Genomic DNA, 15,050 nt, shown 5'->3' with positions numbered 1-15,050 from the left:
TACACGAATAATTCGAGACAGCCGTAAGCAGATTCAGTATGAATACATAAGGCGAAGATCGCTATCTCCGCGCGTAGACCCTTGGGCCGACTGGCCCGACCGGCTTTACATACGGGCCGCATACACTGACCTCATGGCGAAGTGGACACCGACACACGAGGCACCCGAGCCCCTGGAGGGGCCCGTCGTCGCCACCATCACCGGCGGAACGATCCTCTGGTTCGTCCTCTTCCTCGTCCAGCTCCCGTTCTACGGCTGGTTCGACGACCACGGGCACACCTGGTGGGTGTGGACATGTCTGGCCGGTGCCGGGCTCGGACTGATCGGCATCTGGTACGTGCGGGGGCGCGACGCGGCACTCAAGCGGGCGGCCGCCGCCAAGGCCGGAACGGCCGGCACGGCCGACGGCAGCCACTGACGCCACCGGCGCAAGCCACCGACCCGAACCACTGACGGAATCCGGGACACAGGCCGGCGCGCGACCCTCACGAAAGCCAGGGACGCGCCCCCTGACGTCCCTGACGCCCCGGACCGCACCCCCTCCTCCTGCGGTTTGATGTTCATATCCCCGGCGGGTGAATCGGGCGTTCCGCCCGTACCGTCGGAACCATGACGCAGCGGGCAGTCGACTCCTCCGGGAAGCAGAAACCCCGCCGGCCCCGGCCGGCCCCCATCGACGCCGGTTCCGAACTCGACCCGGTCCACCCGATGAAGCTGCCGGACTCGGCCGTGCGCAGCACCGGGCTGACCGCCGCCGAGGTCGCCGAGCGGATCGCCCGGGGCGAAGTCAACGACGTACCCGTCCGCTCGTCCCGCTCCGTCGGCGAGATCGTCCGCGCCAATGTCTTCACCCGGTTCAACCTGATCATCGGCGTGCTCTGGCTGGTCATGCTTTTCGTCGCACCGTTCCAGGACAGCCTCTTCGGCTACGTGATCATCGCCAACACCGGCATCGGCATCGTCCAGGAGTGGCGGGCCAAGAAGACCCTCGACGGCCTGGCCGTCATCGGCGAGGCGAAACCCACGGTCCGGCGCGACGGGGTCGCCGCCGAGATATCCACCTCGGAGATCGTCCTCGGCGATCTGGTCGAGCTCGGCCCCGGCGACAAGGTCGTCGTGGACGGCGCGGTGGCCGAGGCCGACAACCTGGAGATCGACGAGTCGCTGCTCACCGGCGAGGCCGACCCCGTGGTGAAACAGCCCGGCGATCCGGTGATGTCCGGCAGCTTCGTCGTCGCGGGCGGCGGCGCGTTCTCCGCCACCAAGGTCGGCCGCGAGGCCTACGCCGCGCAGCTCGCCGAGGAGGCGTCGCGCTTCACCCTCGTCCAGTCCGAACTGCGCAGCGGCATCAGCACGATCCTCAAGTACGTCACCTGGATGATGGTGCCGACCGCGATCGGCCTGATCATCAGCCAGCTCGTCGTCAAGAAGACCGACCTCAAGGACTCCATCGCCCGGACGGTCGGCGGAATCGTCCCGATGATTCCGGAAGGACTCGTCCTGCTCACCTCGGTCGCCTTCGCGATCGGTGTCGTACGGCTCGGCCGCAAGCAGTGCCTGGTGCAGGAGCTGCCCGCCATCGAGGGCCTCGCCCGGGTCGACGTCGTCTGCCTCGACAAGACCGGCACACTCACCGAAGGCGGCATGGACGTCACCGAGGTGCGGGCGCTGGGCGGTGCGGACGACCCGTACATCCGCCAGGTGCTGGCCAACCTCGGCGCGTCCGACCCGCGGCCCAATGCCAGCCTGCAGGCGATCATCGACGCGTACCCGTCACCGAACGGCGAGGCGTGGCGCTGCACGGAGGCGCTGCCGTTCTCCTCGGCACGCAAGTACAGCGGCGCCGCGTTCGACGAGGGCAGCGGCAAGGCGTCGAGCTGGCTGCTCGGCGCACCCGATGTGCTGCTCCCGGACCACGACCCGGCGCTCGGCGAGATCGAGCAGCTCAACCGGCAGGGACTGCGGGTCCTGCTGCTGACCCGCGCGCAGGGGGAGCTGGAAGGGCCGCAGAGCGCCACCGGAGCCGAACCGGCCGCGCTGGTCGTCCTGGAGCAGCGGCTGCGGCCGGACGCCGGGCAGACACTCCGCTACTTCGCCGACCAGCGGGTCGCCACGAAGGTCATCTCCGGGGACAACGCCGTCTCGGTCGGCGCGGTCGCGGGCAAGCTCGGCCTGCCCGGCGCCGAACACACCCTGGACGCGCGCCGGCTGCCCACGGACCCGGACGACATGGCCACGGCCATGGAGGAGAACGCGGTCTTCGGCCGGGTCACCCCGCAGCAGAAGCGGGAGATGGTCGCCGCGCTCCAGTCCCGCGGCCACACGGTCGCGATGACGGGGGACGGGGTCAACGACGTGCTGGCACTCAAGGACGCCGACATCGGGGTCTCGATGGGATCCGGCTCGGAGGCGACGCGCGCGGTGGCACAGATCGTGCTGCTCAACAACAGCTTCGCGACCCTGCCGTCGGTGGTCGCCGAGGGCCGCCGGGTCATCGGCAACATCACCCGGGTCGCCACCCTGTTCCTGACGAAGACCGTCTACTCGGTGCTGCTGGCGATCCTGGTGGTCTGCTTCCAGGTCGAGTACCCGTTCCTGCCCCGGCATCTGACCCTGCTGTCGACGCTGACGATCGGCGTCCCGGCGTTCTTCCTGGCCCTCGCGCCCAACAAGGAGCGGGCCCAGCCGCACTTCGTCCGCAGAGTCATGCGGTACTCGGTCCCGTCCGGCGTCATCGCGGGCGTCGCCACGTTCGTGACGTATCTGATCGCCCGGCACCACTACACGGGTCCGGGTGCGCTGGGCGCGGAGACCAGCGCGGCGACGCTCACGCTGTTCCTGGTCTCGATGTGGGTCCTCGCGATCATCGCCCGCCCCTACACCTGGTGGCGGATCGTCCTGGTCGCGGCGATGGGGGCGGCGTTCCTGATCGTGCTGGTGGTGCCGTGGTTGCAGGGCTTCTTCGCGCTGAAGCTGGTGGGCACGGTCATGCCGTGGGCAGCGGTGGGGATTTCGGTGGTGGCGGCGACTGCCCTGGAGTTCACCTGGCGCCTGGTCAGTCGCCGCTTCCCGGTATAGCTGTCAACGCACGTCGACGTAGTCACCGGTGGTGGTGACGGCCGGGGTGGTGGACGTGCCGGCGAAGCTGTAGCGCCAGTAGCCGTCGACCGAGCCCTTGACCGTGGTCTTCAGGGCGCCGGTGCTGCTCGACTTGATCGTCTTCACCGTGGTGTAGGCGGTGCTGGTCTTCTTGCGGAACTGAAGCTTCACCGGCTGGACGGTGTAGCCGGCGTAGGCGTGCGTCTCCCAGTTGGCGCGCGTCAGCTTCCCGGTGACCGTGATGGTCCTGCCCTTCTTGACGGGCTCCGGGGCCGCGTTGACCGTCAGCTTCGACAGCCGCTGCACATGGGTCGTGGCGTAGGAGTCGTACGACGTGCTGGAGCCGTCCTTGGCCTCGGCGCCCGCGAGGACATGCCAGGAACCGGCCAGCGCGTTCCTGGTCAGGTCGGCCCTCGGGTCGACCGTGAGGGTGACCGAGCAGGTGGCGGTGGTGGCGCTCGCGTCCTTGCAGCTCGCCTCCTGCGCCGGCACCAGCGCGCCGTCCATGCCCTTTTCCAGGCTCGTCCCGTGCCAGAGGATCACCCAGCCGGTGGCGATGCCGGAGGCGTGCGAGGCGGTGACGGAGACGGTGACCGTCTTCGGCACCGTCGTCCCCAGAACGATGTCCTTGCCGCCGTTGACGGTGACCTTGGAGAGGACGGGAGCCGTTGCCGCATGCGCGGCCGGCACGGCGAGGGCGGAGAGAGCCAGGACGCCCGATACGGCGGCGACAGTGGAACGAATGCGCATGAGGGTCCCCAGGTGAGAAAGGAGAAAGGCGCCCCGCCGGCAGTGACTCCGATGGCTCGGGCCTCGGCGGGACCCGATGGGTCGGTGGTTCCGCCGGACAGCGGGACCTCGCTCGGAGATCCCGCTGCCCGGGTGGAACCGCTGGTGGAACTACTGCACGTCGACGTAGTCACCGGTGGTGGTGACGGCCGGGGTGGTGGACGTGCCGGCGAAGCTGTAGCGCCAGTAGCCGTCGACCGAGGCAGTGACCGTGGTCTTCAGGGCGCCGGTGCTGCTCGACTTGATCGTCTTCACCGTGGTGTAGGCGGTGCTGGTCTTCTTGCGGAACTGCAGCTTCACCGGCTGGACGGTGTAGCCGTGGTAGGCGAAGTCGTCCCAGTTGGCGCGCGTCAGCTTGCCGGTGACCGTGATGGTCCTGCCCTTCTTGACGGGCTCCGGGGCGGCGTTGACCGTCAGCTTGGAGAAGCGCTGCAGCTTGGTGGTGCCCAGTCCGTCCTGCAACGCGGAGCGGATCTGGCTCGGGTCGAAGTCGGGGTCGGACGGGTCCTGGCCGTTGAGGTCGTAGGCCCAGCCGATGGCCTTCCACGTCGTGGCGTCCACGTTGCCGATGAAGTCGTCCTGCGGCCAGACATCGATCTGCCCCTTGCAGGTGGCGACCGTCGAGGAGACGACCTTGCAGGTGGGGGCCACATCGCCGAAGAGGTCGTTGGTCGGCGCGTCGATCGAACCTCGGTAGAGGTCGACACCCAGCTCGAAGTCGTCGGCGAAGATGTCCACGTCGGCGGCGTGCGTCACGGTGAACGTGGTCGGCACGGTCTTCGTGTTGGTGGTGCCGACGACGATCGGCTTGCCGCCGTTCACCGTGACCTTGGAGAAGGTGAGGTCGAGCGGGGCGGCCTCGGCGGCACCGACGGAGCGCGCGCCGGACTTCGTGCCGGACGCGGCGTGCGCGGCACGCACGATGTCGGCGAATACCGAGTGGTGCGCGTCGGCGGCGTTGGCCGCCGACGGTACGACGAGGGCGGAGAGAGCCAGGGCGCCGGTCACGGCGGCCACAGTGGCACGTATACGCATGTTCATTCCCCGGTGGAGAAAGGGGCCCCCGCGGAGGTCGTGCGTCCGCGGGGCCCAAGATCGTCTGTGAAGCCTGGTGGCTTCACGGACGAGATCAATGGGGCGGGTGAACGGTTGTGCGGCCGGGGAGATTCTTTACGCATGCATGACCGGCCCCTGGCAATTTGGCCTGCGCCGTCAGTCGAACCAGCGGTCCCGGGCCAGCTCCTCCGTACGCGACGGGTCCTCCAGCAGCGCCGCGACCTCGAAGCGGCGCGGCCACTGCCCCGCCGCCCACGCCAGCCCCGCCGCGACGCCCTCGAGCGTCGACGCGTGGACGACCCCGTCCGGGGTGCGGCGCCAGTCCAGTTCGACGCCGCCCGCGCGGAGTTCACCGTGTTCGATGTACGTGTCCGGGGTCCCGGCGCCGAGCAGGATCCGTACCGGCTCCGGCACCTGGTGCTCCTCGCCCTCCGTCGTCACCTGCGCCTCGACGGACTCGCCGAGCCGCCGCACCTGGAACAGCTCGGCCAGTTCGGCGGCGCGTGCCGGGGCCACCGGCAGCAGCGGAAGGCTGTCCGTCAGCGACAGCAGATCGGGGGCGTCCGCGATCACCGCGTCCGCCGCGTCGACGACCCGCACCTCGCCGTCGACCACGGCCCGCAAGTCGTCCGGCAGCGTGACGTGTTCGGGGTCGAGATCGGCCAGGGCCGTGTAGAGCTGATGGAGTTGCACGGAGCCGACCGGGCGACTCTCGTCCGCGAGCCGGCCGAGGAGTTCGGCGGCACCGCCCGGTTCGTCGAGGAGCGCCGCGACGGACGTCCGTACGCCGAGCGCGCGCAACACCTGGACGTCGTCGAAGCCGGTCGCGTCGGCGGAGTCGTACAGTCCGGACAGCCGCGGGTCGCCGCCCGCGGCCCGCAGACCCGCCGGGCGGCGGCCGTCGAGCACCGGGTGGTCGCGCAGCCACCAGGCGGTGTACGGGCGCACGGAACGGGTCGTGCCGTCCGGGAGCAGCACCCGTACCGGCTGCGTCAGTGCGTCGCGCAGCGGCGGCCGGGAGAGCAGGGCGAGCGCCTGCGGCCAGGCGTCGTCGTCGACGAGGTCGAGGTCGCGGACGGCGACGAGTTCGGTGGCGACCGGCGGCACAGGGGTGTCCGGCAGCTGGTCGAGGATGTCCTCGCACCACACGTCGACGGCGTCGAGCAGCCCCGCGTCGTCGGGTTCGGCGAAGTCGCCCTCGCGCGGCTCCAGTTCGTCCGGGTCGAGAACGACATCGGTGGCGCGGACGAGTGCGAAGGTGGCCAGCACCCCGCAGGCGGTCAGCGGCTGTTCGCCCCAGCGCACAGCCAGTTCCTCGTCGCAGAGGGCGAGTTCGCCCTCGCGCATGATCTGTGCGAACGGGCTCCCCGGCAGCACGAGTTCACCGGCCGGAGCGGGTTCGCCCTCCTCGTCCGGGAGCGCGAGGGCGCCGAGCCAGGGTTCGTCGCCGGGCGACAGGTCTGCGTCCCGGACCAGCGTGAGCACGGTCTCCGCGAGCTCTTCGGCGTCCAGCGCGTCCTCGTCCCACACCTCGCCCGCGTCCAGCGAACCGGCGACGGCGGCGCGCACCTGCGGGGTCGTCAGCACCGCGCGCGGGGTGGCGGGCAGGGCGCCCAGCTTCTCCAGGAGTGGATGGGCGGCGTCCGGATGCGCGACCTTCAGGCCGAGCCGGGCCAGCCGGTCGAGCACGGGGCCGGTGAGCGCTTCGGGCAGCGGCAGCAGGACCTGGCGGGGACCGATCGTGGTGCGCGGGGCCGCAACGCCGTCCGGCCCATCCACCGCCTGATCCACCGCCCCGGCCAGCGGCACCGGCAGTCCGGAGAGCCGGTCCGGGTCGATGCCGGACAGGCTGTCGTACAGCCGCCGCCACCAGGCGGGATCGCGCTCCAGACCGGCGAGCCGGTCGATGGCCTCGGTCAGCGGCACCCTGGCCACCCCGAGCGTGCGCAGTTCGCTGCGGCGCTCAAGTCCCGCGGGCAGCAGGCACGGCAGCACCTCGGCGAGCACCCGGACGGTCTCGGCGCCGACCCCCTCCAGCACTTCGGCCTCGATGGGCCGCAGCGCAGTGGTGGCCTCGTGGGCGCTCTCCGGCTCCGCGTCCCAGGCGTCCCACCGGTCCGGTTCGGCGGCGGTGTCGCGCGGGGCGGCGGGCTCCAGGAACGCGACGCGCGGCAGCCGTTCCAGGATCGCGCCGCGCAGCGCACCGTCCAGTTCGCCGTTGCCGAGCGGGCCGGGCACCAGGTCGATCGTCCCGACGCTCACCGGATCCCAGTCCGCGAGCAGTTCGGCGTAGGCGTCGGCCGCGCGCTGCACGAGGAAGTCGGTGAGCGGGCCGGGCGCGGGGTGGCGGCGGGTGGTGTCGAGCGGCAGCGACGCGATGAGCAGGGCGGGCACGCCGAGAGGTTCGTCGGTGGGGGTCGGGGCGTGGACGACGGGGGCGGTACGGGGGTAGACCGGTGCCCCGTCCATGTCCACGGGCACCGCCCAGGTCACCGACCAGTGCGGGCGCAGCCGTTCCTCCAGGGGGCGGTCGGCGAGCAGGGCCGGTTCGATCGGACCGTGGTGCGCGACCGTGCGCCAGCGGTTCCTGCCGTGTACGGAGTCGTCGACGTGCGTGTACGGGCCGTGCTGGGAGCGGTGCAACGTCCGTACCCCGTCAGGGGTGTCGATGACGATCTCGTCGAGGCCGGGCAGCGTCAGGAGCAGCGCGTCGTCGACGGCGGCGAGCAGCCGGCCGACGAGGTCCTCGGCGACGCCGTCGCGCAGCGGCAGGACGACGACCGTGTCGTACCCGTCCGGCGCGGTGCCCTCGGCGGGCAGCGGGAGCCGGAGCAGCGGTACGTGACCGTCGCGGCGGCGGAGCTCGTCACCGAGGCCGGGACTGCCGACGGCGGCCTGCCGGGTGAGGCCGCGAGCCTCGGCGAGGGACCAGCGGACCCCACCGTGCCGGCCGACGACGGCCGGCTCGTCACTGACCGCGAGCACGGCGGCGAAACCGACACCGAACCTGCCCACGGCGGACTCGTGGCCCTCACGCTTGGCGGAGGCCCGGAGCGTGCTGAGCGATTCGACACCGGTGGCGTCGAGGGGGGCGCCGGTGTTGGCGGCGGCGAGGACGGCGTTCCCGGCGTCGCCGGGGTGCAGGGTGAGACGGAGACGGCCGGGGACGCCGGCGCGGGCGGCGGCGTCGGCGGCGTTCTGGGCCAGCTCGACGACGAGGCGGTCACGGTAGCCGCCGAGCGCGAGGTCCTCCTCGGCGTTGGCGTCCTCCCGGAACCGGGCGGGACCGGTGCCCCAGGCATCGAGCACCCCGCGCCGCAGCCGCGCCGTCCCGAACGGATCGGCCCCCTCGGTCGCATTCATGCTCACGCTCTGACTCCGCTCTGTCCGGTGACGCGTTATCCGTGTGCAGCGGGGAGTGCGGGTGCACCCGTGCCGCCAGTCTGCGCCCGAAGGTACCGCGAGCGGAAAGCCGGTGCGCCGAGCCCGTGCGCCACGTTTTGTCCTCAAACGCCGGACAGGCCCGTCGAAGGGGTCCCCCATGCCCTTGAGGCCATGGGGGAGATCGAGGACGAAGCGGTCACCCGGTGGCCGGGCGCCGCAAACGGCCCCGGGCACCGTAGACCCGGATTGCCCGGCGGCCGGGAGCGTCAGGAGTGGCCGAGGTCCTCCGACGGCGCATCCGGCTCCGCCGGAACCGACCCGCCGTCCCTCGCCGGGCGCAGCACGTACTCGTCCACCTGCATCGTGTCCAGCGCATGCGGCGCCGGCTTCGGCGGCTTCGGCATCACCGCGGCCTCCGAGTGCCCACCGCACCCGTACGACAGCGAGACGACCCGCCCGTCCGCCGGGCTGAACTCGTTCGCGCACACCCCGAACGCCTGCCGCAGCGACCCCGCGATCGGCACCAGGAAGGCACACGTGTCGCAGGACGCCGGTGCCGCCTGCGCCATCGGCGTCTTCGCGCCGAATGTCTCGTCCCACCGGTCGGCCGCCGCATGCAGCCCGTACCGGGACAGCACCCTCGCCCGCCGCATCCCGAGCTCTTCAGCGACCGCCGCGATCGAGCCGCGGTCCGTCGCCTCCGGGCGCGTCGTCAGCTCCGCGTCCTCCGCGTCGACGAGATCGGCCAGTTCCTCCGACATCTCGGAGACCACCGAATTCGGCGGCGGCTCGTCCTCACCGGTGTACCCGGGCTCCAGACGGAGATCCTCCGCCTCGGTGGGCAGCAGATCGCCGGGTCCCATGTCGCCGGGGCGCAGCCGCTCGCTCCACGGCACCCACTCGGGCGCGAGGAGCGCATCCGTCCCGGGCAGCAGTACCGCCTCGTCGAGCGTGACGTTCTTGGCGCGGGAGGCCCTGGCGACCGTCACCGCCCAGCGCCAGCCCCGGTAACCGGGTTCCTTGCACTCGAAGTAGTGCGTGACGACCCGGTCCCCTTCGGAGACCAGCGCCACATGCTCACCGACCACTCCTGGCGCGGCGGCTTCCTCGGCCGCCGAGCGCGCGAGGTCTAGCGCCTCGGCGCACAGGCGGTCGGGGGCAGGGGTACGGGCAGTACGGCTTCGCGTCGTAGCAGCACTCACAGGTCTCGCTTCTCTCCATACGCCGTCTCACGAGCGCGCCAGCAGATCCATCGATTTCGGCCATAACGGTTGCGGGCGGAGCGGACCTGGGGGCCGCGTCGACGTCCACACCCGTTGTGCCTGCCTCGGGCGCGCCTTCTGCTATCCATTCTGCGGGATCGCCGAGAGGCGCGCGGCCAAGAACAACCGCCGGTGGCGCGCTACGCACGCTACCCTCTCCGCCGCTCCCCGCCCACCTGCCCGTCCCAAACAAGGCCGTATCCACTGCCGTGTCCGTGTCGGAACGGACGCCGTAGCGTCGATGACGGGCTCCCGCGGTCCGCACTGACCCGACAGGGCGGCGCTCATCGCGCCTCACACCGTTCTCGGTTCGTTACCGGTGTGACTGGGGCACTATGACGGGGTGGCTTCCGCCAGGTCGCACGACGGGTCCGGCCCGCTCCGCAGGACGGGCCGGACGATCGGTCATGCCCTGCACACACCGTTCACCGGCACAGCGAAGGGCATCCGCAAGGCGACCCACGCCCACGGCGCAGGCGAATCCGGGCTCGGCAAACTGATCGAGTTGCATGCCGTGAACGGCGCGGGCGACGTGATGATCACCGTCGCGCTCGCCTCGACGGTGTTCTTCTCCGTGCCGACGGACGAGGCCCGCGGGCGCGTAGCCCTCTATCTGGCCGTCACGATGGCGCCCTTCACACTCCTCGCCCCCGTCATCGGCCCGCTCCTGGACCGCCTGCCGCACGGCCGCCGCGCCGCGATGGCGGGCGCCATGCTGGCCCGGGCGCTGCTGGCACTCACCATGTCGAGCGCGGTCGCCACAGGTGGTCTGGAGCTGTATCCGGCGGCCCTGGGCGTCCTGGTGTCCTCGAAGGCGTACGGGGTCGTACGCAGCGCGGTCGTGCCGCGCCTGCTGCCACCCGGTTTCTCCCTGGTGAAGGCGAACTCCCGGGTCACCCTGGCCGGGCTCCTGGCCACCGGTGTGGCGGCGCCGATCGGGGCCGGGCTGCAGACCGTCGGATCCGGCTGGCCGCTGTACGGCGCGTGCGTGATCTTCATAGGCGGCACCGTGCTCGCCTTCACATTGCCGCGCAAGGTCGACTCGGCGAAGGGTGAGCGCCGGGCCCAGCTGGTCGAGCACCATGGCCATCAGCCGTCCGTCCTGACCAAGCCGTCCAAGGCCGGCGGGAAAAGGGCCAACGGCAGGAAGACCACCACGAGGTCCGGGGAGAAGGAGAAACGGCCGGGGCTGCGGACCGTCGGGCCGTCCGTCCTGCACGGGCTCCAGGCGAACGCCGCGCACCGCGCCCTCTCCGGCTTCCTGATCTTCTTCCTGGCGTTCCTGCTGCGTGAGCAGCCGCTGGCCGGGCAGAGCGCCGCCGTCTCGCTCGGCATCGTCGGTGTCGCGGCCGGTGTCGGCAACGCCCTCGGTACGGCCATGGGCTCCTGGCTACGGACCCGCGGCCCCGAGGTGATCATCGCCGGGGTGCTGGGGCTGGCCCTCGGCGTCGCCGTCCTCGCCGCGGTCTTCTTCTCCACCCTGATGGTCGCAGCGCTCAGTGCGATGGCGGGCTTCACCCAGGCCCTGTCCAAGCTGTCGCTGGACGCGATGATCCAGCGCGACGTGCCGGAGGAGGTACGGACCTCCGCGTTCGCCCGGTCCGAGACGCTGCTGCAGATGTCCTGGGTGGTCGGCGGCGGCATCGGCATCTCTCTCCCCCTCAACGGCGTACTGGGGATGTCGGTCGCTGCGGCGATCCTCGCCCTCGGTGCGGCAGCCTCCGTACGGGGTCTGCTGAGCGCCGCGCGGCGCGGCTCGCCGCACCCCCGCGTGGCGTGAGCCGGAGCGACCGATAACCTTCGGCCCATGACCGTTGCGTTCTTCTCCGGTAAGGGCCGTCGTATCGGCGTCGCTCTTGGTGCCGTGTCCGCGGGACTCCTTGTCCTGTCCGCCTGCGACAAGCCGACGCCGCTCGCCACCGTGACGGTCGGCGACACCTCGGTGACCACCGAGGCGTCCTGCTACAACGACGGCGACGCCCTCAAGGACTCGCAGATCCAGGCCTGCTTGAACAAGAAGGCGGAGAAGTCCGTCAAGGTCGCGATGGACGACAAGGTCCGCTTCGGCGTCGACCCCGAGATCGCGGACAACGGCTGGACGCTCTTCATCAACGGCCAGCAGGCCGAGCAGGAGCCGTACAAGAGGACCTACCGGTCCGTCCCGGGCAGCGCCTTCTTCTCCAGCCAGACCGGCGGGACCACGAACAAGACGCAGATCAGCATCGTGGAGACCAACGGCAAGAAGCTGACCGGCATCTGGCACTTCGAGCTCAAGAAGATCAGCTGACCCCCTCCTGACCTGGGAGGACCCTCCCCGTGCGTGTGCTTGTCGTGACCGCTGTCCCGGTGGAACGGGACGCGGTCACGCGTGCGTTCACGGACAGACCGCAGGTTCTCGATGTGCCCGGCGCCGAGCTGCACCGCGCCGGTGCCTTCGATGTCGTCGCGGGCGGCGCGGGTCCGGCTTCCGCGGCCGCCGCGGCAGCCTTCGCCCTGGCCTCGGGGGCCGGGGCGGAGGTCGGTCCGGGCGCCGGCGCGGGGGCGGGACCGTACGGCCTGGTCGTCTCGGCCGGGATCGGCGGCGGGTTCGCGCCCGACGCCCCCGTCGGCTCCCTCGTCGTGGCGAGCGGGATCGTCGCCGCCGATCTTGGCGCCGAGACCCCCGACGGCTTCGTGCCCGTCACCGCCCTGGGCTTCGGACGGGAACGGTTCGTTCCGCCGCCCGACCTGGTACGGGACGTGGCCGCGGCCACCGGCGCGCTGACCGGCGAGGTCCTCACCGTCTCCACCGTGACCGGCAGCGCCGGACGCGCCGCCGCCCTGCGCACCGCCCACCCGCACGCCGTCGCCGAGGCCATGGAGGGGTTCGGGGTCGCCGAGGCCGCCGAGCGGCTGCGCGTACCGGTGCTGGAGATCCGGGCCGTCTCCAACGCCGTCGGCCCGCGCGACCGGAACGCCTGGCGCATCGGCGACGCTTTGGCCGCCCTCACCGAGGCATTCGGGAAGCTCACCCCCGTACTGGAAGGCTGGACCACTCCCCATGACCGACTCTGACACCACCGGCGACGCCCTGCGCATCGCCTTCTCGCCGTGCCCGAACGACACGTTCGTCTTCGACGCCTGGGCGCACGGCCGGGTCCCCGGCGCGCCCGCCCTCGATGTCACGTTCGCCGACATCGACCTCACCAACGGCATGGCCGAGCGCGGCGAGCTGGACGTGCTGAAGGTGTCGTACGCGGTGCTGCCCTGGGTCCTGGAGGAGTACGCGCTGCTGCCCTGCGGCGGGGCGCTGGGACGCGGCTGCGGGCCGCTCGTCCTGACGAAGGAACCGGGTACGGATCTGACGGGGAAGACCGTCGCCGTGCCGAGCGAGCGCTCGACCGCCTATCTGCTGTTCCGGCTCTGGGCGGCGGACGTCGTCCCGGGTGACGTCGGCGAGATCGTCGTCATGCCGTTCGACGAGATCATGCCCGCCGTGCGCGACGGGAAGGTGGACGCCGGTCTCGTCATCCACGAGGCGAGGTTCACGTACCGGAACTACGGCCTGCACAGCCTCGCCGACATGGGCGAGCACTGGGAGTTGACGACCGGCTTGCCGATCCCGCTCGGCGCGATCATCGCCAAGCGGTCGCTGGGCGCCGAGAAGCTGAAGGCGCTGGCCGAGTCGGTGCGCACGTCGGTGCGGATGGCCTGGGACGACCCGGAGGCGTCGCGGCCGTACGTGCTGGAGCACGCCCAGGAGATGAACCCGGCCGTGGCCGACCAGCACATCGGGCTGTACGTCAACGAGTTCACCGCGGACCTCGGCGAGAACGGCTACGCGGCCATCCGCGGACTGCTGACCCGCGCGGCGGCCGAGGGGCTGGTGCCGCCCCTCGGCCCGGACGCGCTGTCGTTCATCTGACGGTGACGGGCGGCTCCGGCCGGCGACAGGCTGCGCGGCCTGTCGCCGGTCCGCTATACGTCGAGCTGGTCGGCGACCGCGCGCAGCAGGCCGCCGATCTGCTTGCCGGCCGCCTTGTCGGGGTAGCGGCCCCGCTCCAGCATCGGCGTGATGTTCTCCAGCAGCGTCGTCAGATCCTGCACGATCGATGCCAGTTCGTCCGGCTTGCGGCGCTGGGCGGCCGCGACGGACGGCGTCGGGTCCAGAATCGTCACCGATAGCGCCTGGTCTCCGCGCTGACCTGCGACGACGCCGAATTCGACGCGCTGACCTGGCTTGAGGGCGTCCACTCCGTCAGGGAGCACCGACGAGTGCACGAACACGTCGCCACCGTCGTCGCGGGAAAGGAAGCCGAAGCCCTTCTCGCTGTTGAACCATTTGACCTTGCCAGTCGGCAAAGCACGCACCCCATCTCAACCCGTATGCCGGAACCAAGCCTCAGCAGGTCAGGCCGGACCATGGTCGTGCTCCCCTGCTGGCAGAAGCCTCCACAGGTGCAGTACCCCTCGTCAAGCCTGGTCATCCGGACTGTGTCCAGAAACGGCGCACTACGGGTGAAGAGGGGTTCTTCCAGGGTGGGAACTACCCTTGCGGGGTGAGTACTCCTCCTTCTGGTGCAGGCGACCGGCTCGTCCGGGTCGGCGCGATCGTCTTCTTCATCGGGGCCCTGGCCACGCTGGTCACAGTGGCCCCGCTGTTCCTCGGGACCGACCCGTTCCCGTCCATCGCGTACGCGGTGTGCATGTTGATGGGGATGGGATTCCTGATCGCGGCGGCCGGCGTGGTGCGGTCGGCGTGGGCAGGGTCTCCGAAGCGGGACGCCACGCGGTAGAGCGAAAGCGGACGTGACAGGGGGGCGGGGGCGGTGCGTCGCCGGACCGCCCTACGCGGCCCGGTAGGCGTCCAGCCAGGCCGGGAACTCCGTCAGGTTCTGCAGGATCACATCCGCGCCCGCCGCTCGCAGTTCGTCCGCGTCGCACGGGCCCGTCGTGACCGCCACCGACAGCGCCTCCGCCGTGCGGGCGCCGCGTACGTCCCCGGTGTGGTCGCCGACATACACCTGTGCGCCGTGCTCGCGCAGCGCCCGCGCCTTCCCCTCCGCCCACAGGCCGCCGACGATCTCGTCGGGCTCGATCCCGAGATGCGCCAGGTGGAGCCTGGCGTTCGGCTCGTACTTCGCCGTGACGACGATCGTCCGGCCGCCCCGCTCGCGGATCGCGGCGATGGACTCCCGGGCGCCGGGCAGCGCAGGGGTCGGGGTGATGGCGTGTGTGGGATAGATCTCCCGGTAGCGGTCGGCCGTGGCGGCCACGACATCCGCCGGGAACCAGTTCGCCAGTTCGTCCTCCAGGGGCGGACCGAGCCTGCTCACCACCAGATCGGCGTCGATCTGCCTCCCCGTCTCGGCGGAAAGCGCCTGGTAGGCAGCCTTGATGCCGGGCCGGGAGTCGATGAGCGTCATATCGAGGTCGAAGCCGACCGTCAGGGGGTGCGAAGCCATGGCCCCCATTGTGCCG

Annotated in this window: 13 protein-coding genes; 7 read left to right on the top strand and 6 right to left on the bottom strand. The window is 71.2% G+C overall.

What is annotated here, in order from left to right; translation table 11 throughout:
• The first annotated feature begins 133 nt into the window (after positions 1-133).
• Positions 134-418 (top strand): DUF2530 domain-containing protein, encoded by a 285-nt coding sequence (locus ACIA8E_RS26660; RefSeq protein WP_399301830.1) that lies wholly within the window; start codon positions 134-136, stop codon positions 416-418.
• A gap of 191 nt (positions 419-609) precedes the next feature.
• Entirely contained in the window at positions 610-3,078 is a 2,469-nt protein-coding gene (locus ACIA8E_RS26655) for an HAD-IC family P-type ATPase (protein WP_399301829.1), read from the top strand.
• 3 nt (positions 3,079-3,081) lie between these two features.
• On the opposite strand, the gene ACIA8E_RS26650 is transcribed toward ACIA8E_RS26655, so the two are convergent.
• The 4 genes from ACIA8E_RS26650 to ACIA8E_RS26635 form a co-directional block, all read right to left on the bottom strand.
• Positions 3,082-3,849 carry a DUF5707 domain-containing protein gene (locus ACIA8E_RS26650; RefSeq protein ID WP_399301828.1) on the bottom strand — a complete coding sequence of 256 codons (768 nt, stop codon included), beginning with the start codon at positions 3,847-3,849 and terminating at the stop codon, positions 3,082-3,084.
• 150 nt (positions 3,850-3,999) lie between these two features.
• A complete protein-coding gene (locus ACIA8E_RS26645) occupies positions 4,000-4,923 on the bottom strand; it encodes a hypothetical protein (RefSeq protein ID WP_399301827.1) in 924 nt (307 codons plus the stop codon).
• A 177-nt stretch (positions 4,924-5,100) separates the two neighbouring features.
• Positions 5,101-8,307, bottom strand: a complete 3,207-nt coding sequence (locus ACIA8E_RS26640) for a sacsin N-terminal ATP-binding-like domain-containing protein (RefSeq protein ID WP_399301898.1) — start codon at positions 8,305-8,307, stop codon at positions 5,101-5,103.
• Between the two features lie 287 nt (positions 8,308-8,594).
• The gene (locus ACIA8E_RS26635; RefSeq protein ID WP_399301826.1) at positions 8,595-9,530 is read right to left on the bottom strand and encodes a DUF3027 domain-containing protein; all 936 of its coding nucleotides are present in this window, start codon (positions 9,528-9,530) and stop codon (positions 8,595-8,597) included.
• A gap of 403 nt (positions 9,531-9,933) precedes the next feature.
• Between ACIA8E_RS26635 and ACIA8E_RS26630 the strand changes: the two genes are divergently transcribed.
• Genes ACIA8E_RS26630 through ACIA8E_RS26615 form a run of 4 tightly spaced genes read left to right on the top strand, consistent with a single transcriptional unit; the run spans position 9,934 to position 13,494 of the window.
• Positions 9,934-11,370, top strand: a complete 1,437-nt coding sequence (locus ACIA8E_RS26630; RefSeq protein ID WP_399301825.1) for an MFS transporter — start codon at positions 9,934-9,936, stop codon at positions 11,368-11,370.
• A gap of 27 nt (positions 11,371-11,397) precedes the next feature.
• Positions 11,398-11,877 (top strand): DUF2771 domain-containing protein, encoded by a 480-nt coding sequence (locus tag ACIA8E_RS26625; RefSeq protein ID WP_399301824.1) that lies wholly within the window; start codon positions 11,398-11,400, stop codon positions 11,875-11,877.
• A gap of 29 nt (positions 11,878-11,906) precedes the next feature.
• Positions 11,907-12,644: a futalosine hydrolase gene (locus ACIA8E_RS26620; protein WP_399301823.1), complete on the top strand. Its 738-nt coding sequence runs from the start codon at positions 11,907-11,909 to the stop codon at positions 12,642-12,644.
• On the top strand, positions 12,631-13,494 hold the full coding sequence (locus ACIA8E_RS26615; protein ID WP_399301822.1) for a 1,4-dihydroxy-6-naphthoate synthase: 864 nt from the start codon (positions 12,631-12,633) through the stop codon (positions 13,492-13,494). Before ACIA8E_RS26620 ends, ACIA8E_RS26615 begins: the two co-directional genes overlap by 14 nt.
• Positions 13,495-13,547: 53 nt before the next feature.
• Here the strand turns inward: ACIA8E_RS26615 and ACIA8E_RS26610 are convergent, their stop codons facing one another.
• Positions 13,548-13,931: a cold-shock protein gene (locus ACIA8E_RS26610; protein ID WP_030926546.1), complete on the bottom strand. Its 384-nt coding sequence runs from the start codon at positions 13,929-13,931 to the stop codon at positions 13,548-13,550.
• A gap of 197 nt (positions 13,932-14,128) precedes the next feature.
• Between ACIA8E_RS26610 and ACIA8E_RS26605 the strand changes: the two genes are divergently transcribed.
• Entirely contained in the window at positions 14,129-14,365 is a 237-nt protein-coding gene (locus ACIA8E_RS26605; RefSeq protein WP_399301821.1) for a hypothetical protein, read from the top strand.
• A gap of 51 nt (positions 14,366-14,416) precedes the next feature.
• On the opposite strand, the gene ACIA8E_RS26600 is transcribed toward ACIA8E_RS26605, so the two are convergent.
• Complete coding sequence (locus ACIA8E_RS26600) at positions 14,417-15,043, bottom strand: HAD family hydrolase (protein WP_385640375.1); 627 nt, start codon at positions 15,041-15,043, stop codon at positions 14,417-14,419.
• Between the last annotated feature and the right edge of the window lie 7 nt (positions 15,044-15,050).

The organism is Streptomyces sp. NPDC051664 (genome assembly GCF_044453545.1).
GTDB lineage: Bacteria > Actinomycetota > Actinomycetes > Streptomycetales > Streptomycetaceae > Streptomyces.
The sequence above is the reverse complement of the archived record's forward strand: the minus strand, read 5'-3'. Positions and strand labels throughout refer to the sequence as shown.